Origin of the sequence: Streptomyces sp. NPDC006339 (assembly GCF_040612775.1) — a bacterium.
Taxonomy (GTDB): Bacteria; Actinomycetota; Actinomycetes; order Streptomycetales; family Streptomycetaceae; genus Streptomyces.
Genome location: NZ_JBEXQW010000011.1, coordinates 1 through 21408, shown reverse-complemented (window position 1 = coordinate 21408; position 21408 = coordinate 1). Strand labels below are relative to the sequence as shown.

Below are 21408 nucleotides of genomic sequence, written 5' to 3'. Positions count from 1 at the left end.
GTACCGCTGCTGCTCAAGGTGCTACATCCCCTCGCTGACGAAACTGCGGAGCCAGGTCCGGAAGTCCGGCCCCAGGTCTTCACGTTCGCACGCCAGTCTGACAATGGCACGCAGATAGTCGCCACGGTCCCCGGTGTCATAGCGGCGCCCCTTGAAGACGACGCCGTGGATCGGGCCGCCGACCCGCTCGTCCTGGACGAGCTTCTGCAGGGCGTCGGTGAGCTGGATCTCGCCGCCGCGGCCCGGCTCGGTCTCCCGCAGTATGGCGAAGACGGCCGGGTCGAGGACATAGCGGCCGATGACGGCGAGGTTGCTGGGCGCCTCGGCCGGCTCGGGCTTCTCGACCAGGCCCGTCACCTTCACCACGTCCGACTCGGCGGTCGGGCCCACGGCCGCGCAGCCGTAGAGGTGGATCTGCGCCGGGTCGACCTCCATGAGCGCGATCACGCTGCCGCCGAACCGTTCACGCACCTCGACCATGCGCGCGAGCAGCGGGTCGCGCGGGTCGATCAGGTCGTCGCCCAGGAGGACGGCGAAGGGCTGGTCGCCCACGTGCGGGGCGGCGCACAGCACGGCGTGGCCGAGACCGCGCGGGGCGCCCTGGCGGACGTAGTGCATGGTGGCGAGGTCGTTGGACTCCCGGACCTTGGCCAGGCGCTCGTCGTCGCCCTTGCGGACCAGCGCCTCCTCCAGCTCGTAGTTCCGGTCGAAGTGGTCCTCGAGCGGGCGCTTGTTACGGCCGGTGATCATGAGGACGTCGGAGAGGCCGGCCGCGACGGCCTCCTCCACGACGTACTGGATCGCCGGCTTGTCGACGACCGGCAGCATCTCCTTGGGCGTCGCCTTGGTGGCCGGCAGGAACCGGGTGCCGAGGCCGGCTGCGGGGATGACAGCCTTGGTGAGGGACGGCGTCTGAGTCATGCGGAGCACCCTAGCCGTTCGGTATGGGAAGGAATACGGGGAAAGCGGAGGAATGGCCAGGGATGCCCACGGCTTCCCCCACCGCCTCCTCCGGCCTCTCTGGTCTCTCCGGCCTCTCCGGTCTTTCCGGTCTCGTACCGCTCCCGCCCGAGAGCAGAGGAATCCGAGCCGCTGTGACTGTCCATGAGCGTGCGGAATCGTCCGAGAAGGCGCTCCTGCGCCGTGCCCTGCTGACCGCCCGTGCCGCGCTGACGGGCGAGGACACCGCGCGGGCCGCCGGACTACTGGCGGAACACGCGCTGGAACTGGCCGAGCTGGCGGACGCGGGGACGGTGGCGGCGTACGTCTCGGTGGGGCGCGAGCCGGGCACGCGCGCGCTGCTCGACGCGCTGCGCGAGCGGGGCGTACGGGTCCTGCTGCCGGTGCTCCTGCCCGACAACGACCTCGACTGGGCGGAGTACGAGGGGGCCGGGTCCCTCGCCAGGGCGGGGCGCGGACTGCTCGAACCGGTCGGGACGCGGCTCGGGCCCGAGACCGTCGTGGGGGCGGACGCGGTGCTGCTGCCGGGGCTCGCGGTCGACGGGCGCGGGATGCGGCTCGGGCGGGGCGGCGGCTCGTACGACCGGGTCCTCGCCCGGCTCTCGCGGGCGGGCGCCGATCCGGCCCTGGTGGTGCTGCTGTACGCGAACGAGGTGGTCGCGCGGGTCCCGGAGGAACCGCACGACCACCCCGTGCACGCGGTGGTGACCCCGGAGGGGGTCCGACGCTTCGAGCGCTGAGCCGGCCCGGGCGGGCCGGTCCTGGACGGCTCCGGCCCTGGCGGGGGGCCGGCGCCGCCGAGGGGCCTTACGGCTGGAGCGTCAGGGTGTCGCGGGTGGTGGCCTCGACGGCCGCCTTCCCGTAGGGCCAGTCGAGCAGCTCGCCCTTCGCCCACATGTCGGTCTGGTCGGTGTAGTGGCTGTGGAAGGCGTGGCCGGAGGCGCCGCTGAGGTTGATCCAGCGGGACCTGTCCCAGTCGCCGACGTTCACGACCATCCGCATCGACGGCACCCAGATCACCTCGTAACCGCCGGCCGCGTTCCAGCCGGTCGCGTCGACCGCGGCCTCGCCGCCGCCCAGGTTCCACGGGCCGCGGTTGAGCAGGGACTGGACGACGCCGGGTCCGGCGGTGCCGAGGGTCTGGTTGGTCAGGGTCAACTGGTGCAGCCGGCCCCAGCTCCAGGTGGAGACGTCCTTGCCGAGCTTGGCGGTCAGCTCCCAGCGGGCGTCCTTCATGGCCTGGGCGAGGAGCTGGTCACGGGTCTCGGTGGGGGCGTTCAGCCGGTCGCCCGGGGTCTTCCACCACGCGTTCTTCTCCTGCTTGAGGAGCGGGCGGACCACCTCGTACCAGCGGTCGCCGCCGTCCGGCTGCGCGGAGTCGGGGTCGCGCTCGCCGCACTCGCGGACCGGCTTGTTCTGCTCGTCGACGGGGGCGGTGGTGTCGACGACGCGGACGGTGATGCACTCGCCGTCGACGCGCAGTTCCTTGGGCAGCTTGTCGCCGAAGGCGAGCTTGAGGACGTTGCGCCAGACGGCGTTGAAGTATGCGGCGGCGGCCGAGTCGGGCTCCTGGGTGTAGTCCCAGCCCTCCAGGAGCTTCTGCGCCTCGCGGACCTGCGGGTCGGCGATGTCGATCTTCAGCAGGAGGGGGTTGAGGAGGGTCGCGATCTCGCTGCGGTTGTCCATCTGCATGGTCCGCATGTCGTCCGGCGAGATCTTGCCGCCGTCCTTGGTCTTCGACTCGATGAGGTCGTTGATGCGCTGGCTGCGCGAGCCGTAGCCCCAGTCGCGGGTGAGCAGGTAGGGGTACTTCTTCTCGTCGACGACGGCCTGGTTGGCGGTGACGATGTAGCCGCGGTCGGGGTTGTACTCGTAGGGCAGCTCGTCGAAGGGGATGTAGCCCTTCCAGTCGTACGAGGAGTCCCAGCCCGGCGCGGGCAGGGTGCCGTCGTAGCCCTTGGCCTTGGTGCGGACCGGGATCTTGCCGGGCGCCTGGTAGCCGATGTTGCCCTCGGTGTCGGCGTAGATGAGGTTCTGCGAGGGGACCTCGAAGTCCTTGGCGGCGGCCCGGAAGCTCGTGAAGTCCTTGGCGCGGTTGAGGGCGAAGACGGCGTCCATCGACTTGCCGGGCTGGAGGGCGGTCCAGCGCAGGGAGACGCCGTAGCCGGTGCCGCGGTCGGGGGCGGCGTTGCCGACGGGGGCCTTCTGGCCGACCTTCTCCAGCTCGGAGGAACGGTCGGAGAGCAGCGGTCCGTGTTCGGTGGAGCGGATGGTGATGGGGCGGTTGGGGCCGCCGGTGACCTTGATGACCTCGTCGCGGGTCGTGAACGGCTTGACCTTGCCGTCGACGACGTAGCCCTGGGTGCCGATCTTCTCCAGGTAGAGGTCGGTGACGTCGGCGCCGAGGTTGGTGAGGCCCCAGGCGATGGAGTCGTTGTGGCCGATGATCACGCCGGGCGTGCCGGAGAAGGTGTAGCCGGCGACGTCGTAGCGGCAGGTGGCCGAGACGGAGCGGCAGTGCAGGCCCATCTGGTACCAGAGGGACGGCAGCATCGGGGCGAGGTGCGGGTCGTTGGCGAGCAGCGGCTTGCCGGAGGTCGTGTACTTCCCGGAGACGACCCAGGAGTTCGAGCCGATGCCGTTGCCGTTGGGGCCGAGGAGGGCCGGGATGTCGTCGAGGCTCTCGGAGAGGGCGGCGAGCTGGGACTGGATGCCCTGGGCGGCGTCGCCGCCGCCGGTGGTGCCGCCGTCGTCACCGTCCTTCGCGTCGGCCTTGGGGTCGAACTTTCCGGTGGTCTTGTCGACGGCGCCCTTGTCGACGATCGGCTGGTGCAGTTCGTACGGGTAGCCCGGGTAGAGGTCCTTGATCTGGGCGGGGGTGAGCCGGCTGGTCATGAGCGAGCGGTCGATCTCGTCCTGCATGTTGCCGCGCAGGTCCCAGGCCATGGCCTTGAGCCAGGCCACCGAGTCGACGGGGGTCCACGGCTCGATGGTGTAGTCGTTGCTGAAGGCCAGGGCCGCGTACTCGACGGAGATGTCGGACGGGTCCCGGCCCTTGAGATAGGCGTTGACGCCCTCGGCGTATGCCTGGAGATTCTTCTTGGTCTCCGCCGAGAGGACCTTGTCGTACTCCTGCTGCGCGACGCGGCGCCAGCCCAGCGTGCGCAGGAAGGCGTCGGTGTCGACCTGGCTCTTGCCGAACATCTCGGAGAGGCGGCCGGCCGTCATGTGGCGGCGGACGTCCATCTCGTAGAAGCGGTCCTGCGCCTGGACGTAGCCCTGCGCGCGGAAGAGGTCGGCCTCGGTGTCGGCGTAGATCTGCGGGACGCCGTGGGCGTCGCGTTTGACCTCGACCGGGGCCGAGAGCGCGTCGATCCGGATCGTCCCCGTGGTCTGCGGGAACGAGCCCCGGACGGTGCTGACGCCCCAGTACGCTCCGCATCCGACGCCCGCGACCAGAGCGAGGACCAGGGCGAGGACGATCAGGCGGGCACGCCGCCCCTTCTTCTTGGCGGGGGGCGCGGTCGTGTTGGAGGGCATCGCTGTCCTTCGAGGGGCAGGGTGGTCCTGGAGTACGGGAGCAACCTTAGGCGCAGCGCCCGGAGGGCCCGGACGCGGTGTCAGGAAGAGAACCGTACTTATACGCACTGGCGTGCGAAGGGACACCAAGGAGGCGTCAAGAAAGCGTTAAAGATTAGGTAAGGTAACGAAGTGTCGGGGCTGGAGGAACGATCCGGCCACCGATCCACGTCATATGCCGACACCATGTGCCGACGCATGTGCCGTCACCACGCGAGGGGAAGGAACGGCCACTGACTGTCCACCAGCTCAACGAACTCCTGCTCATCTGCTCCCTCGTGCTGCTCATCGCTGTCGCGGCGGTGCGGATCTCGTCCCGGAGCGGGCTCCCCAGCCTGCTGCTCTACCTGGGTATCGGGGTCGCCATAGGGCAGGACGGCATCGGCAACGTCGCCTTCGACAACGCCGAACTGACCCAGGTGATCGGCTATGCCGCACTGGTGGTGATCCTGGCCGAGGGCGGCCTGGGCACCAAGTGGAAGGAGATCAAGCCCGCGTTGCCCGCGGCGGCCGTGCTGTCGACCGTCGGCGTCGCGGTGAGCGTGGGCATCACGGCCACGGCCGCGCACTACCTCGTCGGCCTGCCGTGGCAGCAGGCCCTCATCATCGGCGCCGTCGTCTCCTCCACCGACGCCGCCGCCGTCTTCTCCGTGCTGCGCAAGGTGCCGCTGCCCTCCCGCGTCACCGGTGTCCTGGAGGCCGAATCCGGCTTCAACGACGCCCCCGTCGTCATCCTCGTCGTCGCCTTCTCCACCGTCGGCCACGTCGACGCCTGGTACGTGCTGGTCGGCGAGATCGCCCTGGAGCTCACCATCGGCGCCGCCATCGGCCTCGCCGTCGGCTTCCTCGGCGCCTACGGGCTGCGCCACGTCGCCCTGCCCGCCTCGGGCCTCTACCCCATCGCCGTCATGGCCATCGCCGTCGTCGCCTACGCCGCCGGTGCCATGGCCCACGGCTCGGGCTTCCTCGCCGTCTACCTGGCCTCGATGGTGCTCGGCAACGCCAAGCTGCCGCACGCTCCCGCCAACCGCGGCTTCGCCGAGGGACTCGGCTGGATCGCCCAGATCGGCATGTTCGTCCTGCTCGGCCTGCTGGTGACCCCCCACAAGCTCATCGGCGACTTCTGGCCGGCCGTCGTCATCGGCCTCGTCCTCACCATGGTCGCCCGGCCCATGGAGGTGTTCGTCAGCCTCCTTCCCTTCCGCATCCCCTGGCAGGAGCAGGCCCTGATGTCCTGGGCCGGCCTGCGCGGAGCGGTCCCCATCATCCTGGCCACGATCCCGATGGTGTCCGGCATCGCGGGCAGCGAGCGGATCTTCAACATCGTCTTCGTGCTGGTGGTCGTCTACACCCTGGTGCAGGGCCCGACCCTGCCCTGGCTGGCCAAGGCCCTCCGGCTCGGCGATCAGGCCGAGGCCGCCGACCTGGGCGTCGAGTCCGCGCCCCTGGAGCGGCTGCGCGGCCACCTGCTCTCGGTGGCGATCCCGGAAGGCTCCAAGATGCACGGCGTCGAGGTCGCCGAGCTCCGGCTGCCCGCCGGCGCCGCCGTCACCCTGGTCGTCCGGGACGAGAAGAGCTTCGTCCCGGGCCCCGCGACCGTGCTGCGGCGCGGCGACGAACTGCTCGTCGTCGCCACCGACCCGGTCAGGGACGCCGCCGAACGCCGGCTGCGGGCCGTCGGCCAGGGCGGCAAGCTGGCCGGCTGGCTCGGCACCGGCGGCGCCACCGCCGCTTCCGCCCCGGACCGGTCCCAGAACCTCCTCCGGCACCCGTTCCGGAGCCGGTCCAGGCGAACATCCGGTTAATCCGAGGCATTAATTCAGGTGCGAGGGCGTTTTCCCAGGCGGGAAGACGCTCTTTCCCTGTACCATGAAGGCACACCTGATCGAACCAACTCTGCCTGACGCAGAGCTGGCGCGACCGTATGGCGGCCGAGGCACCCTCCGCAGTGGAGCCCGGTATCTACCGCAGTTCCGCGCAAGAGGACAGCTCTCGGCGACGCCGGCACCACCGTGCCCGGGTCCGCTACCAGGCGGCAGAAAGGCATGGACCGTGGCGTCCACGGTCGTCTCCGAGAAGCGGCCCGGATACGGACAACTGTTCCGTACCCCCGGTGCACTCTCCTTCCTCCTCCCGGGCTTCGCCGCCCGGCAGCCGTTCGCGATGCTGACCATCGGCATCGTCCTGCTCGTCCAGCACACCACCGGCTCCTACGGCAGCGCCGGCGCCGTCGCCGCCGTGACCGGCGTCTCCATGGCGCTGTTCGCCCCGCAGAGCGGCAAGCTCGCCGACCGCTTCGGCCAGCGGGCCGTCCTCGTGCCCGGTGTGCTCATCCACACCGCGTCCGTCTCCCTCCTCGTCGCGCTGGCCCTGGCCGGCGCCCCGCTGTGGGTCCTGTTCCTCGCTGCCGTCCCCGCCGGCGCCTCGGTGCCCCAGGTCGGCCCGATGGTCCGGGCCCGCTGGGCCGCGAAGCTGGACGGCACGCCCCTGATGCCGACCGCCGCCGCCTTCGAGTCGGTGACGGACGAGTTCACCTTCGTCGTCGGCCCGGTCCTCGCCACCGCCCTGTGCACCGGCGTGCACCCGGCGGCCGGCCTGATCGCCGAGGCCGCGCTCACCCTGGTCGGCGGCCTGTTCTTCGCCGCCCAGCGCCGCACCCAGCCCGCCCACGGCCTGAGCGCCGAGGCCGGCCGCGCCGGCGGCGAGCCGCACCGCTCCGCCCTGTCCATTCCGGGCGTCCGGGTCCTCGCGATCGCCTTCCTCGGCATCGGCTCCGTCTTCGGCGGCATGCAGGTCTCGCTGACCGCCTTCTCCGAGGAGATCGGCAACCCCGGTGCCAACGGCCTGCTGTACGGCGTCTTCGCGGCCGGCAACATGCTCGCCGGCATCGCCATGGGCGCCATCGCCTGGAAGATCGGCCCGCGCCGCCGCCTGATCCTCGGCTACGCCGGTCTGACCGTCGCCGCCTCCCTCCTGTGGTCCGTGCACTCGGTCCTGCTGCTCGGCGCCCTCGGCCTGGTCGTGGGCCTGTGCATCGCCCCGGCGCTGATCACCGGCTACACGATCGTCGAGACCCTGGTCCCGGCCTCCGCCCGCACCGAGGCATTCACCTGGCTGACCGGTGCCGTGGCCCTGGGCCAGGCCGCGGCCGTCACGGTCGCCGGCCGGCTGGCCGACGCCCACGGCGCCAGCACCGGATTCCTGGTGCCGATGGCGGGCACGGTGCTCGCCCTCGTCACCCTGGTCGCCCTCCGTTCGCGGCTCCGGCCCCACACCGCGAGCCGGGTCGCGGCACGTGGTATCGGTCACCGAGTTCCCGTGGCGGTGGACTGAACCCGCGGAATACGTCACTATGGATCGTCGTTAGCACTCGATGAGTGTGAGTGCCAGGAGGAAGACTAGTGCCGACCTACCAGTACCAGTGCACCGAGTGCGGCGAGGGCCTCGAGGCGGTGCAGAAGTTCACGGATGACGCTCTGACCGAGTGCCCGAACTGCGAGGGACGCCTGAAGAAGGTGTTCTCCGCGGTCGGCATCGTGTTCAAGGGCTCCGGCTTCTACCGGAACGACAGCCGCGGCTCCTCGTCGAGCAGCTCGCCGGCCACGTCGAAGTCCTCCTCGTCGTCTTCGTCGTCGTCCTCTTCGTCGTCGACCTCCTCTTCGGCGTCCTCCACGTCGTCGACAGCCTCGACCTCGTCGAGCTCCACCTCGGCCGCCTGATCCACCGCTCTTCCCGCATGCCCCGCCGATCCGTTCGGCGGGGCATGCGGCGTTCCACCCCACGGCTAGGGTGACGGTCATGGCGACCCAGACGACCCACCTCACGACGGACCGGACGACCGACTCGTACGCGGACATCGGCGTGATCGGCGGCTCGGGCTTCTACTCCTTCCTGGACGATGTGACCGAGGTGCCGGTCGACACCCCGTACGGCCGCCCCAGCGACTCCCTCTTCGTCGGCGAGGTCGCCGGCCGGCGGGTGGCCTTCCTTCCCCGGCACGGCCGCGGCCACCATGTGCCGCCGCACCGGATCAACTACCGCGCCAACCTCTGGGCCCTGCGCTCGGTCGGCGTGCGCCAGGTCCTCGGACCGTGCGCGGTGGGCGGTCTGCGCGAGGAGTACGGCCCCGGCACCCTCGTCGTGCCCGACCAACTGGTCGACCGGACGAAGGCCCGCGCGCAGACCTACTTCGACGGAGAACCGCTTCCGGAGGCGTGGGGCGGCGCCATACCGAACGTGGTCCACGTGACCTTCGCCGACCCCTACTGCCCCGAGGGGCGCCGGGTCGCCCTGAAGGCCGCCCGGGGGCAGGGCTGGGAGCCGGTCGACGGCGGCACGCTGGTCGTCGTCGAGGGCCCCCGCTTCTCCACGCGCGCCGAATCGCGCTGGCACGCGGCCGCGGGCTGGTCGGTGGTCGGCATGACCGGCCACCCCGAGGCCGTCCTCGCCCGGGAACTGGGACTCTGCTACACCTCCCTCGCCTTGGTGACGGATCTGGACGCGGGCGCGGAGACCGGGGACGGCGTCTCGCACACCGAGGTCATGCGCGTGTTCGGCGAGAACGTGGGCCGACTGCGCGACGTGCTCTTCGACGCGGTGAACGCGCTGCCCGCGACGCTCGACCGGGACTGCCTGTGCACACGGGCCCACGACGGGTGGGACCTGGGGATCGAACTGCCCTGAGCGGCCGGGGTCGGCGACCGCCCGGGGCGCCCGGGCCCCGGCGGCCGGGGGTCGGGCCGCCGGCGAGGACCGGACTGGCTCAAGCGTCGCCGACCCCGCCCCGCGGCGGCAATCGCTCGCCCGGGTGAGGAAGTTGTCCACAACCGGCCGGTTGTCCACAGGCCCGAGCGGGATCGCGGCGGATGCGTCACGGTGAGCGCGGTTCGTCGGACGGTCCGGCGGACGACCCGTGCTCACGACAGGCGGTTGCGCTGATGACCCCACACTCCTGCCTCCCCCACACCCGTCCCTCCGTCCCCGCGCCGTGCGGCGTGCCGCACTTCGACCCGCTGCGCGTGCGCGGCGCGCGGCTCCGGCTGCGCAGGGCGCTGCGCCGCAGGCGACGGGCGCCCGCCGCGGTGCTGGCGATGACGGCCGCCGCGCTCGCGGCGACAGGCGTCGCCGGCGCCGACGACCCGGTCCCGCAGCCGCCTCCGCCACCGGTGCGCGAGCCGCACCGGGCGGCCGCCGCACCGCCGCTCGTGTCCGCGCCGGTGCGGATCGCGGACGCGGCGACCGTCCGGCTCCTGCGGCCCGGCGACCGTGTGGACGTGATCGCCGCTCCCCACTCGCCGACCGGCCCGGCCGGCGAGGCCCGCGTGGTGGCCTCCGGAGCCCGAGTGGCCGAAGTGCCGCCGGCGGGCGAGACTCGACCGGACGGCGGGGCCCTGCTCGTCCTGTCCGTGCCACGGGCGACGGCGACAGCGCTCGCCGGTGCGGGCCTCACGGCCCAACTGGCGGTGACGCTGTGCTGATTCGCACGGACGGCCTGTCAAGTAACCGTCCCGTGTGTACGGATTGGACGCCCCTGCGCCGCGCGCGGCGTAATGGCTCCGCACACTGCACACGCGACGAAAGGCACCTTGGTGACCGAGAAGAAGGAAAATCTGCTGGAAGGCTTCAAAGCCTTCCTGATGCGCGGGAACGTGATCGACCTGGCGGTCGCGGTCGTCATCGGTGCCGCGTTCACCAACATCGTGAACTCGGTGGTCAAGGGAATCATCAACCCCGTCGTGGGCGCCTTCGGGACGAAGGCCCTGGAGGGCTACGCGTCCTGTCTGAAGGCACCCTGCCGGGTCGTGGACGGCGAGATGCAGGGCATCCAGATCCAGTGGGGCCTGGTGCTCAGCGCCGTCCTCAGCTTCCTGATCACGGCCGCCGTCGTCTACTTCCTGATGGTCCTGCCGATGGCCAGGATCCTCGCCCGGCGCGCCGCGCAGGAGAAGGCGAAGGAGGGCGCCCAGGAGACGATCGAGGTCAGCGAGCTGGAGGTCCTCAAGGAGATCCGCGACCACCTGGTCTCCCAGCGCGGTCCGTCCGTGAACAACACGGGGGCGCACACGCCGGCCGGCGGGGGCACGGGGGCGCACTCCACCTCCTGACCGACGGCTCGCGTCGGCGTCAGAGGTGGTGCGGCGGCTTCTCGTCGAGGAAGCGCGCAAGGTCGGCGGCACTGTCACCGCCGGAAGGAGGCCGCTCACCCCAGCCGCGGTCCGTGTCGTCCGCGGACTGCTGGTCCAGTGGATCGTCGAAGATCAGTGCCGGCCTGGGTTGCGACTGGGATACAGAGTCGGCCTGCTTCGCTGTTCGCGGACCGTGGATGGGGGCGGTGCTCATGTCTTCAGGGTACGCCCGCATCACCGCCCTGCACCCCTGTGATCAGCGGTCCTTGGGATCGAGCAGCCACAGGCCGAGGACCACGAGGAACGACAGGACGAGGAAGCCCGCTCCCCACCACGCGGTGCCGGTGTCGCCGGCCATCCACGCGTCGACCACGATCGTCAGCCCCCAGAGCTGGCCGATGACCACGGTGAGGGCGAGGGCCAGGCGGGCGGAGAGTCTGGCGGAGCGTTCGGGCTCCTGCTCGGTCCCCGCACCCGGGCCGGGGCCGGTGTGGCGGATCCGGGGATCGCCGTAGCCGCTGGTGGGGCGGATCTGGGGGTAGCGCTCCCGGACGGGGCGGTTGAGGCGCGGCTGGGCGCTGCCGGGGGTGTAAGCGGACCGAGGCGGGAAGCCGTCCGGGGGTTCGGCCCGGTGTCCTGGGGCGGCCGGGTCCTTGGGGAACGGGGTGTCGGTCATGTCCGTCGGCTCCTCTCCGCGGGGCCGGGGCCGGGGGCGACGGCGTCCGGGCAGTCGAGGCGGTCGGCGAGGCCGGGTCGCTCCTCGACGAGCTGCCGGCACAGACCCTCCTGGACGCTCTCGCCGGAGCGGGTGGTGCCCACGGCCCAGACGCTGCCGTCGGCGTCCTCGACCAGAAGCACCTTGGGCAGGGCCCGGGGCGGCGGGCCGGCGGTGACCTCGCCGGTGCGGGCGTCGAAGACGCCCTCGTGGCAGGGGCAGTAGAGCTCGCCCTCGCTGCCCCGGTCCTTGCGCCAGAGCACGGCGCAGGCGAGGTGGGTGCAGACGGCGGAGTAGCCGGCGAGGGTGCCGTCCTGCAGGCGGACGGCGACGGCGCGGTCCTCCTCGTCGGGGTAGCGGAAGGCGACCGAGTCGCCCGGGAGGATCCGGTCGGCGATCTTCTTGGCTTCGGGAGCCCCGTCGCTGTCGCCGTGGCGGTGCAGGACGCCGGAGGCGACGGCGACGCCGCCGACGGCCAGGCCGCCGGAGACGGTGGCGACGATCCGCAGGTAGTCGCGGCGGGTGGTCAGGGAGTCGGCGGAGATCCGGTCGTGGAGCGCCGCCTGCGCGGCGTCGGGCGTCCGGGTCCGGTCGCTGCCGGGGTCCGGGGGCTGTTCGGTGAGGCTCATCGGACGTCCACTCCGTTCACTTCGACGATGGGCAGACCGCCGGGGACCGGCCACTGGACCTTGTCGGCGGGGACGACCATCGCCACTCCCGTGGAGACGGTGGTGGAGCCGAAGGTGAAGGAGTCGGCGACCTGGACGCCGGGGCGTTCGGCGCGGAGTTCGTCGAGGGTTCCGTAGAAGAGGGCGCCGGTGGGGCAGACCGTGGCGCACATGGGGGCGAGGCCGTAGGCGGTGCGGTCGTAGCAGAGGTTGCACTTCATCTGCAGCTTCGCCTTGAGGTCGATCTTCGGGACGCCGAAGGGGCAGGCGTTGACGCAGTTGGCGCAGCCGATGCAGCGGGTGGTGTCGGCCTGCTGCACGACGCCGTCGGCGGTGACCAGGATCGCGTCGGCGGGGCAGACCTCGGCGCAGGGGGCGACGGGGTCCTCGCAGTGCATGCAGACGGTGGGGAGGGAGGCGACGGAGGAGCCCTCGTCGGGGTAGTCGAGGTGGATCATCGACTTGCCGCGGTGCGAGTCGCATTCACGGCAGGCGGAGACGCATGCCTGGCAGCCGATGCAGCGGCCCGGGTCGATGAAGATCGTGCGGCCCATCATGTCGGCGTCAGCTCCTGTCGGAGGTGCCACGGCCCTGGGGGGACGTGGGGGGCAGCGGGTCGTCGCGCGAGACCTGGGTCTCCGGGTAGGCGGGCCGGCCGGGGGCGGTGGGCGGGGCGGGGACCTGGTCGATCCGTTCGGCGGCCTCGATGCGGGCGGCGCAGACCTTGTACTCGGGGATCTTGGAGCGCGGGTCGAGGGCGTCGATGGTCAGGGTGTTCGCGGCGGTGGGCACGGGCCAGTGGTAGGGGACGAAGACGGTGTCGGGGCGGATCGCCTCGGTGACCAGGGCGGGGAAGACCTCGCTGCCTCGGCGGGTGACCACGCGGACGGGGTCGCCGTTGCGGAAGCCGTGGGAGGGGTGGACCTCGACCCAGGGGCGGGGGGTCTGTTCGACGAGGGCGCCCAGGCGGCGGGTCTGGTTGCCGGAGAGGAAGTGGGCGACGGTGCGTCCGGTGGTGAGCGAGAGGGGGTATTCCTCGGTGTACGGGTCCATGGGCGGGTGCCACTCGACGGCCTGGAGGTGGATCTTGCCGTCGGGGTGGTAGGTCCGGCCGTCCTCGAAGAGGCGGGGGGTGCCGGGGTGGTCGGTGGTGGGGCAGGGCCAGGCGATGCCGCCGGTCTCCTTGAGCCGCTCGTAGGTGATGCCGTAGTAGTCGTTGACCGTGCCGGCGGACGCGACGCGCAGCTCCTCGAAGACGGAGCGGGAGTCGGGGAAGGCGAATTTGTCGCCGGCGCCGAGCCGCTTGGCGAGTTCGCAGATGACCCAGGTGTCGGTGCGGACGCCGGCGGGCGGTTCCTGGGCCTTGTTGTGCTTGACGACGCGGGCCTCGGCGTTGGCCATGACGCCCTCGTCCTCGGCCCAGACGGTGACGGGGAAGACGACGTGCGCGTTGGCGGCGGTCTCGGAGAGGAAGAAGTCGAACTGGGCGTGGAACTCGGTGGCGTCGTATCCCTCCTTGACCGTGGCGTAGTGGGGAAGGGAGACGAAGGGGTTGTTGCAGATGCCGATGAGGCCGCGGATCTCGCCGCGCTGCATCTGCCAGACCATCTCCATCATGGAGGTGCCGGCGGGTGGGAGTTCGGACTCCTCGATGCCCCAGATCGCGCAGATCTGGCGGCGGTGTTCGGGGTCGGAGATGGAGCGGCCGCCGGGCAGCAGGTCGGACTTCTGGCCGTGTTCGCGGCCGCCCTGACCGTTGCCCTGGCCGGTGATGGTGCCGTAGCCGGCGCCGGGGCGGCCGATGTTTCCCGTGGCGACGCACAGGTTGATGATCGTCAGGCAGTTCTCGACGCCCTGGGAGTGGTGTTCGACGCCGCGGGCGTGCCAGGCCATGGCCTTGCCGGCGCCGGCGAACATACGGGCGACCTGGACGATCTGTTCCTCGGGGACGCCGCAGATCTCGGCGGCTCGGGCGGGCGGACAGTCGCCGACGGTCTTCTTCACCTCCTCCCAGTTGGTGGCGTGGGCGGCGAGGTACGCCTCGTCGGTGAGGCCCTCGGCGACGACGACGTGGAGGACGGCGTTGAAGAAGGCCGCGTCGGTGCCGGGTCTGAGGGCGACGTGGAGGTCGGCGGTGCGGGCGATGGCGGTCTCGCGCGGGTCGACGACGATCAGGGTGGCACCGCGGTCCCGTGCCCCCCACAGGTACTGGGTCATCACGGGGAAGCATTCGCCGACGTTGGAGCCGGCGATGAGGAGGCAGTCGGTGAGGAGGATGTCGGAGAAGGGGTTGCCGGCCCGGTCGATCCCGAAGGCGAGCTTGTTGGCTCCGGCGGCGGAGACCATGCACAGCCGGCCGTTGTAGTCGACGTGCCGGGTCTTCAGGGCGACCCGGGCGAACTTGCCGACGAGATAGGTCTTCTCCGAGAAGAGGCTGGCACCGCCGAGCAGGCCGAAGGCGTCGTTGCCGTACGCGGCCTGGATGCGGCGGATCTCGGAGACGGTGAAGTCGAGCGCCTCCTCCCAGCTCGCCTCGCGGAAGGACTCGTCGCGGCGCAGGCGCATCAGCGGGGCGGTGAGCCGGTCGGGGTGGTTGACCTGCTGATAGGCGTTGATGCCCTTGGGGCAGAGCCGCATCCGGTTGATGTCGTGGTTGCGGGGTTCGACGCCGAAGACCTTGCCGTGGCGGTCGACCCGCAGATACATGCCGCACTGCACTCCGCAGAAGCAGCAATGGGTGGGGACGAGGGTCTCGCCGTGCTGGTCGGCGTGCCAGCGGTCGGCGGGGATGCCGCCGGCGTCGCGGAAGTCGCGGGTGCCGGGCGGGGCGACGGAGGGGTCGAGCGGCAGCGGCTGCCCAGCGTGCGCGTGCGCGTGCGTCACTTGAAGCCCTTCTTGACGTGGGTGAGGTAGGCGTGGCCGCGCAGGACGCGTTTGCAGCGGGGGCAGTAGGCGGCCCATTCGTCGAAGGCGAGGTTCAGATCGTGCATGGTGGCCCGGAGGTTCTCGACGGAGGGGACGGTGTCGATGGGCCGGGCGCAGCGCCGGCAGGCGAGGAGGCCGGAGCCGTCCGCGTCCGCCCCGGGCGTCGCGTCGTCCTTGCGGCGGGCGGTGTACTTGAACAACTGCATGCCGACGGCGGCGGGCCGCTGGACGATGTGGAAGAACTTCCCGAACGGGATGTAGATGAGGGTGAAGACCACCGACACCATGTGCAGGATCGCCAGGAACTCGTAGCCGCCGCCGTGCAGGAAGATCGAGGAGAAGGTGAGCAGCAGGCCGGTGACGGAGATGACGATGAGAGCGATCAGCGGGACCAGGTCGTAGGCGAAGCGCTGGCCGGTGATGGCTCCGCGGTCCTTCATCCGGCGCCACAGGAAGTAGGAGGCGCCGGGGATGACGAGGACGGCGGCGATGTCGAGACCGTGGAACATGAGCCAGCCGACGATGTTCAGCGAGTCGAAGCCGAGGACCTTGAAGCCCCAGATCCGCATCTCGTAGCCGGGGCCCGAGCCGGTGGACGAGGTGAAGGTGAACCAGCCCCAGGTCAGCGGGAAGGTGATGAGCGCGGCCAGGACACAGCCCCAGAAGATGAGCTGGTGGGCGGCCCAGCGGGCGTGGGAGCGGGCGCCGAGGAACTTCTGGAAGCCGAGGTAGGTGGCGATCATCCGGGGCAGCGCGGTGGGTGCCCGGCGGAAGTTCTCGGCGGAAAGGAGGGCGCGCAGGCCCTGGGTGAAGAGGCGCCGGGCGCCGGGGGCGGAGACCCACACGGTGTAGCGGTAGGCGACGCCGAAGGCGAGGAAGACGGTCGCCACCGCGTACGGGAGGAGGGCGGAGTCGAAGTCGCGCAGCAGCCGGCTGCCGAGGACGATGGCGAGGACCAGCAGCGCGGAGACGGCGATCCCGGCGAGGGCGGCGCGGCGGCGCACCTGGGCGGGTGTCCGAGGGGGCCGGTCGGTGGGGACGGGCGGGTGCGCGGCGGGGGCCTGCGGGGGCTCGATCACGCGGCCACCCTAGGGTGATTCATACATCTATGCCCGTTATGGCGGGCGGGTGGGTGAGTCTCGGCCGGTCACCCGGCGTACCGGCCGCGGGCCCGGACGCTCTCGCGGGCGGCGGCGACCTGCCCGGGGTCGGCTGTGGTGTCGCGGCGGGGCTCGCGGGGGTCGGCTGTGGTGTCGCGGCGGGGCTCGCGGGGGTCGGTCTGCTGTCCTGTGGGGCATGACGCAAGCCTTCCTGCCCCTCACCGCCCGGTCCCGTGACGAGGCGCACCGGGCCGCCACACCGCTCGAGCTGTTCTTCGACCTCTGCTTCGTCGTCGCCGTGGCCCAGGCCGGGGCGGAGCTGGTGCACGCCGTCGCGGAGGGCCACGCCGGGTCGGGGATCCTGAGCTACGCGATGGTTTTCTGGGCCATCTGGTGGGCGTGGATGAACTTCACCTGGTTCGCCTCCGCGTACGACAACGACGACGTGCTCTACCGGGTCGTCACCCTCGTCCAGATCGCCGGGGTGCTGATCCTCGCCGCCGGGGTGTCGCGGGCCTTCGAGGACCACGACTTCCTGGTGGTGTACATCGGCTACCTCGTCATGCGGCTCGCGCTGTCCTGCCAGTGGCTGCGGGCCGCGCGGCACGCCGCCGACGCGGGCGAACGGACGATGTGCCGGCGGTACGCGGGCGGGGTGCTGGCCTGCCAGGTGGGCTGGACGGCGCTGCTGTTCGTGCCCGAGGACGTGCGGCCGTGGGTGTTCCTGGTGATGGCGCTGGCCGAGATGGCCGTACCGGTGTACGCGGAGAAGGACGTCACGACGCACTGGCACCCGCACCACATCGCCGAGCGCTACGGCCTGTTCACGATCATCGTGCTGGGCGAGACCATCGCGGCGGCGACCGTGGCCGTGAAGTCCGGCGTGACGGAGAACGACGCGCTCGGCGAGGTGCTGCCGATCGCCGCCGGAGGGCTGCTGATCGTGTTCGCCGCCTGGTGGATCTACTTCGTCGTGCCCGCGCACGACCGGCTCACGTCCAACCGGCAGGGCTTCCTGTGGGGCTACGGCCACTATCTGATCTTCGCGTCGGCCGCGGCGATCGGCGCGGGCATCGAGATCGCCGTCGAGCAGGCGGTCGGCAAGGCGCACATCTCCACGCTCGCCGCGTCGTCCGCGGTGACCATCCCGACGGCCGTGTTCCTGCTGTGCGTGTGGCTGCTGCACGCCCGCTACTTCAAGGTCGGCATCGCCCAGCAGGCGGTGCTGCCGGTGTCGGCCCTGGCGGTCCTGATGTGCACCTTCGCCGGGCACTGGGCGGTCCTGGCGGCCGGGCTCGCGGCCGCCGCGACCGTGGCGGTCGGGGTGACCCTGACGGCCACCAACCCGGCGACGCGCCCCGGCGCTCCGCGCCACCCGTGAGCGTCCGCGCCTCGGGCCGGGCCGGCATCGGGGCCGGCATCGGCCGGTATCCGAGTGCGCATCCGGGTCTGTATCGGGGGCGCTCGGGGGTCGGCATCAGGGTCGCTTGCGGGCCGGCCGCATGCCGCATCCGGGTCGCCCGTGTGCCGACCGGCGCGGCCGTATCCGTGCTACGCAAGGAGCATGACGACCACACAGCAGAACGACGCCCTCACGGACGTGGCCGGCCTCCGGGTCGGTCACGCGCGGGTGCCGGGGGACCGGGCGCTCTCCGGTACGACCGTGGTCCTCGCTCCCGAGGGCGGGGCGGTGGCCGCGGTCGACGTGCGGGGCGGGGGGCCGGGGACGCGGGAGACCGACGCGCTGGACCCCCGTAACGTCGTCCAGCGGATCGACGCCGTGGTGCTCACCGGCGGCAGCGCGTACGGGCTCGACTCGGCGGGCGGGGTGATGGCCTGGCTGGAGGAGCAGGGACGCGGCGTGCGGGTGGGGCCGGATCCCGCGCACGTGGTGCCGGTGGTGCCCGCCGCCTGCGTCTTCGACCTGGGCAGAGGCGGCGACTTCGGCGCCCGGCCGGACGCCTCGACGGGCCGGGCGGCCGTGGCGGCGGCCGCCGCGAGCGGGCCGCACGCGCGCGTGGAGACCGGCGCGGTGGGCGCGGGCACGGGGGCGGTGGTCGGCGGGCTCAAGGGAGGGGTGGGAACGGCGAGCACGGTCCTGGAGTCCGGGATCACGGTCGGCGCGCTGGTCGTGGTCAACGCGGTCGGTTCGGCGGTCGATCCGGCGACGGGTGTGCCGTACGGCAGCTACTTCGCCGACGGGCGGCCCGCGTACCCCGATCCGGCCGTGCATGAGGCGGCGCTGCGGCGGCTCGCCGAAGCACAGGCGAAGTTCGCCCCGCCGCCCCTCAACACGACGCTCGCGGTGGTGGCGACGGATGCGTCGCTGACCCGCGCGCAGGCGCAGAAGCTCGCGGGGACGGCGCACGACGGCATCGCGCGCGCCGTGCGTCCGGTGCACCTCCTGAACGACGGTGACACCGTCTTCGCCCTCGCCACGGGGGCGCGCGAACTGCCCTCCGCGCCGGGGTCACCGCCGGGACCACTGGCCCTGAACGACCTGTTGGCGGCGGGTGCGGACACGGTCACCCGGGCCATCGTCCGGGCCGTCCTCGCACCCTCCGTGGGGGTGTCGGGGCCAGGTGGGGACTTCCCCGCGTACCGGGAGCTCTACGGCGGCACGTCGGGCGGCTAGCCCTCGCCATGGACTCCCGGTATACCAAAGGGAGTTGACGGATGAACGAAGGGGGCGCGGGAACTTCATACGCGCCCCCGGTCGTTTTCGCGAACGCCGGACACGATGTCAGACCCAGGGACTACGTTAAGCAAGCAGCAAGTGACATGTGGCGACGGCCTGGAGACCCTCTTGAACGATCCGCGGGATCCTTCTCACGATCCTTTCGAGACGACCGAGACCCACCTTGAGCGCCTCCTCGGCCGGGCGCTCAACTCCTTCGACCTGCCCGACTCCCTGATCGAGCGCCTCGAGTCGGCGCTCGCCCACTCCAGTGCGCTGTACTCCTCGCACCACAGTGCGTCGCTGCACCGCACCACGTACCGCCACACCTACCTGCTCCCCGACGGCACCGCGCTCAGCCTCTGGGAGCTGGTGCACAACTCCGGCCGGGACGGCGCGGAGCAGCACGAGCTCTACGCGGAGGAGTCGGAGGCCCGGCTCGCCGCCTCGCGGCTGCCGGCCGGGCCCACGCTCGGCTGGACCGCCGAGGGCGCCGACGGGACGCCGGCCGACGAGGACGGCGAGCTGGAGCTGCTGAGCGCGCTCCTCGCCCGCCCGATACCGGCCCAGCCCCGGATGTACGTGCAGGACAACTCCGCCGACCACGCCCGGCGGGTGCTGCGCCGCGCGGAGAACGCGGACCGGCCGGGCGAGGCGACCGCGCGGCGGCTGCGGCTCGCCTTCGCGCACCACATCACGCAGGCCCTCGGGCGCCAGTGCCCCGTGGAGGGCGGCCGGGACGCCGGCTTCACCCTCTACGAGCACCAGTTCCTGCTGCTCGACGGCAGCGAGGTCAGCCTCTGGGAGGTCGAGCACACGGCGACGCCGGACGGCCGCCACATGTGCGAGGTGTACGAGGACGAGCGCGCGGCCCGCGAGGCGATGGAGGCCCGCGGGCGGGTGCGCTGACCTGGGGCGGGTCGGGGCAGGTCCAGAGGGCCTGGCGGGCGGGCGCCTGCGGGGCCCCTCGGGGGCGGGCCGGCGGACGGCGCCCTTCCGGCGCGCCCGGGTCTGCCTGCCGTAGAGCGCGGGCAGGCCGGGCACGGCGGGGCGGCCGGGCACGGCGGGGCGGCCGGGCAGGACGGGGACGCCGAGGAGGCGGACTCCGGCGGCGGCGAGCGACGTCTCGGGGTCGTCGCGGGGTCACGAGGGCGTTCCGCCCCGCCGCCCGGTCACCCGATCGCCCGCCTCAGCGGTGAGGGCGCCCGCTTAGCGCAGAGAGCAGGAGACCACCCCGCCCGGGCCCGCGCCGCCCCCGTAGACGCAGAGGGGCGGCCGCACGGCAACACGAGTCCCCCGGGTCGGCTCGGGTGACCTCATGACCGGGCGGCCCTGCGGATTCCCCGCGGGCCACCCGAATGCGGCAGGCCGGACGGTACAGCGCGGTTCGCCCCCTCGAACGCACCCATTCGATGCCGTGCGTAGGCCGTGGAGTTGATTGATCGTCGAGGTCCTCAAGACGGCGCGTGCGCAATCCGATGACGGCAGAGAAGCGAACACGCTTCCGCTCATCCCCCCGATCGAGCTAATGAAGGAGCACATGCATGCGTCCTGATCTCAGGACCGGAACCTCCCTGGGTCCGATCGCCCGGCGCCGCGCCTGGGTCTCCGGTGGAGCCGTCGCCTCGCTCGCGCTCGTACTGACCGGCATCGCCGGTCCGGCCGCCCTGGCGCAGACGCCGGGCGCGCCCGGCGCCCTCGGTGCCGCCGCCCCGATCACCGAGGACTGCCCGGACGGTCCCCCGCCGGGCCACCCCGACGGTCCGCCCCCGGGCCACCCGGACGGCCCGCCGCCGCACCACCAGGACACCCCGCCGCCGTGGGAGACGGGCCGGATCCAGGAGTACATCGACGGGAAGGTCAACCAGGCCGTACAGCACGGGCCGGCCGCCCGGTTCGTGGGAGGCGGTGACGGTGGCGGCGGCGGCGGCGAGGAATGCAAGCCGCACGGCGGGAAGCCCGGCCCGGCGGGCCCGCCGGGACCGCAAGGCCCGCAGGGCCCCCAGGGACCGCAGGGGCCGGCCGGGCCGCAGGGGCCCCCGGGACCGGCAGGGCCGGCCACCTGCGTCGACATCGACGCCCACCGGCTCGAGGCCAGCCGCGAGGTCAAGGGCGTCGTCGACAACGGCGACGTGTACGCCGGCATCCGGGACCTGCAGGCCGACGACACGGACTTCATCTGGTACCCGCTCCCGGGTGCCCCGGACGACGCCTGCGCCGTGTCCATCGCCGAACAGGCCAACCAAGTCTCGGTCGAGGTGATCACCACCGACGGCGAGGTGTGGGAGTTCCGGTGCGTCACGGTGCCGGGCTCGGGCAACACGCTGAACTGCAGCACCGTCACCAACCTCCCCACCGACTCGGACTACCCGCGCGGCCGGTGGATCCAGTTGGACGGGCCGACCGACGCCAAGGCGAAGGCCAACAGCACCAACCGGTTCCTGGCCGGCCAGAAGAGCCACGCCAAGGCGGACCGCGTCCTGAAGGCGATGAAGTGACCTGATCCGGACATCGTCCGGTACGGAACACGCCTGAGGGGCGGTGCGCGGGTTTCCGCATCATCGGCCTCCCTCGCCATCTCCGTACGCATCGGCCGCGGGCTCGTCGTCGAACTCGTCAGCCTCCGCAACGGCGCTCTGGAGATCGCCCACCGTAAACT

At 72.0% G+C, this 21408-nt stretch carries 19 protein-coding genes; 11 read left to right on the top strand and 8 right to left on the bottom strand.

Annotation, left to right across the window (positions count from 1 at the left end):
- Positions 1–21: 21 nt before the first annotated feature.
- A complete protein-coding gene (galU, locus tag ABZ135_RS11160; RefSeq protein WP_356694182.1) occupies positions 22–921 on the bottom strand; it encodes a UTP--glucose-1-phosphate uridylyltransferase GalU in 900 nt (299 codons plus the stop codon).
- A gap of 173 nt (positions 922–1094) precedes the next feature.
- Between galU and ABZ135_RS11155 the strand changes: the two genes are divergently transcribed.
- Entirely contained in the window at positions 1095–1700 is a 606-nt protein-coding gene (locus tag ABZ135_RS11155) for a 5-formyltetrahydrofolate cyclo-ligase (RefSeq protein ID WP_356694180.1), read from the top strand.
- A 67-nt stretch (positions 1701–1767) separates the two neighbouring features.
- Here the strand turns inward: ABZ135_RS11155 and ABZ135_RS11150 are convergent, their stop codons facing one another.
- Positions 1768–4500: a penicillin acylase family protein gene (locus ABZ135_RS11150; RefSeq protein WP_356694178.1), complete on the bottom strand. Its 2733-nt coding sequence runs from the start codon at positions 4498–4500 to the stop codon at positions 1768–1770.
- 239 nt (positions 4501–4739) lie between these two features.
- On the opposite strand from ABZ135_RS11150, the gene ABZ135_RS11145 reads away from it, so the two are divergent.
- The 6 genes from ABZ135_RS11145 (at position 4740) to mscL (ending at position 10643) form a co-directional block, all read left to right on the top strand.
- Positions 4740–6344 (top strand): potassium/proton antiporter, encoded by a 1605-nt coding sequence (locus ABZ135_RS11145; protein WP_356694176.1) that lies wholly within the window; start codon positions 4740–4742, stop codon positions 6342–6344.
- A gap of 247 nt (positions 6345–6591) precedes the next feature.
- A complete protein-coding gene (locus ABZ135_RS11140; protein ID WP_356694174.1) occupies positions 6592–7872 on the top strand; it encodes an MFS transporter in 1281 nt (426 codons plus the stop codon).
- A gap of 68 nt (positions 7873–7940) precedes the next feature.
- Complete coding sequence (locus ABZ135_RS11135; RefSeq protein ID WP_356694172.1) at positions 7941–8258, top strand: FmdB family zinc ribbon protein; 318 nt, start codon at positions 7941–7943, stop codon at positions 8256–8258.
- Between the two features lie 79 nt (positions 8259–8337).
- Complete coding sequence (locus tag ABZ135_RS11130; RefSeq protein WP_356694170.1) at positions 8338–9222, top strand: S-methyl-5'-thioadenosine phosphorylase; 885 nt, start codon at positions 8338–8340, stop codon at positions 9220–9222.
- 254 nt (positions 9223–9476) lie between these two features.
- Complete coding sequence (locus ABZ135_RS11125; protein WP_356694168.1) at positions 9477–10016, top strand: hypothetical protein; 540 nt, start codon at positions 9477–9479, stop codon at positions 10014–10016.
- Positions 10017–10127: 111 nt separating this feature from the next.
- On the top strand, positions 10128–10643 hold the full coding sequence (gene mscL / locus ABZ135_RS11120) for a large conductance mechanosensitive channel protein MscL (protein ID WP_356694166.1): 516 nt from the start codon (positions 10128–10130) through the stop codon (positions 10641–10643).
- Between the two features lie 19 nt (positions 10644–10662).
- Here mscL and ABZ135_RS11115 read toward each other — a convergent pair whose 3' ends face one another.
- The 6 genes from ABZ135_RS11115 to ABZ135_RS11090 are packed head-to-tail and all read right to left on the bottom strand — an operon-like array spanning position 10663 to position 15976.
- On the bottom strand, positions 10663–10878 hold the full coding sequence (locus ABZ135_RS11115) for a hypothetical protein (protein WP_356694164.1): 216 nt from the start codon (positions 10876–10878) through the stop codon (positions 10663–10665).
- A 42-nt stretch (positions 10879–10920) separates the two neighbouring features.
- Positions 10921–11340 carry a hypothetical protein gene (locus tag ABZ135_RS11110; RefSeq protein WP_356694162.1) on the bottom strand — a complete coding sequence of 140 codons (420 nt, stop codon included), beginning with the start codon at positions 11338–11340 and terminating at the stop codon, positions 10921–10923.
- On the bottom strand, positions 11337–12008 hold the full coding sequence (locus ABZ135_RS11105; RefSeq protein WP_356694160.1) for a Rieske (2Fe-2S) protein: 672 nt from the start codon (positions 12006–12008) through the stop codon (positions 11337–11339). The genes ABZ135_RS11110 and ABZ135_RS11105 overlap by 4 nt, the downstream gene beginning before the upstream one ends.
- The gene (locus ABZ135_RS11100) at positions 12005–12604 is read right to left on the bottom strand and encodes a 4Fe-4S dicluster domain-containing protein (protein WP_356694158.1); all 600 of its coding nucleotides are present in this window, start codon (positions 12602–12604) and stop codon (positions 12005–12007) included. Before ABZ135_RS11100 ends, ABZ135_RS11105 begins: the two co-directional genes overlap by 4 nt.
- A gap of 7 nt (positions 12605–12611) precedes the next feature.
- The gene (locus ABZ135_RS11095; RefSeq protein WP_356694156.1) at positions 12612–14930 is read right to left on the bottom strand and encodes a molybdopterin oxidoreductase family protein; all 2319 of its coding nucleotides are present in this window, start codon (positions 14928–14930) and stop codon (positions 12612–12614) included.
- Positions 14927–15976, bottom strand: a complete 1050-nt coding sequence (locus tag ABZ135_RS11090; RefSeq protein ID WP_356694424.1) for an MFS transporter — start codon at positions 15974–15976, stop codon at positions 14927–14929. Before ABZ135_RS11090 ends, ABZ135_RS11095 begins: the two co-directional genes overlap by 4 nt.
- Before the next feature lie 292 nt (positions 15977–16268).
- Between ABZ135_RS11090 and ABZ135_RS11085 the strand changes: the two genes are divergently transcribed.
- From ABZ135_RS11085 to ABZ135_RS11070, 4 genes are all read left to right on the top strand, one after another.
- Positions 16269–17453, top strand: coding sequence for a low temperature requirement protein A (locus ABZ135_RS11085; protein ID WP_356694154.1), 1185 nt, complete (start codon positions 16269–16271; stop codon positions 17451–17453).
- A gap of 183 nt (positions 17454–17636) precedes the next feature.
- Positions 17637–18707, top strand: coding sequence for a P1 family peptidase (locus tag ABZ135_RS11080; RefSeq protein ID WP_356694152.1), 1071 nt, complete (start codon positions 17637–17639; stop codon positions 18705–18707).
- A 171-nt stretch (positions 18708–18878) separates the two neighbouring features.
- A complete protein-coding gene (locus ABZ135_RS11075) occupies positions 18879–19658 on the top strand; it encodes a DUF6227 family protein (protein WP_356694150.1) in 780 nt (259 codons plus the stop codon).
- Between the two features lie 635 nt (positions 19659–20293).
- Positions 20294–21247 (top strand): hypothetical protein, encoded by a 954-nt coding sequence (locus ABZ135_RS11070; RefSeq protein ID WP_356694148.1) that lies wholly within the window; start codon positions 20294–20296, stop codon positions 21245–21247.
- Positions 21248–21408: the final 161 nt, after the last annotated feature.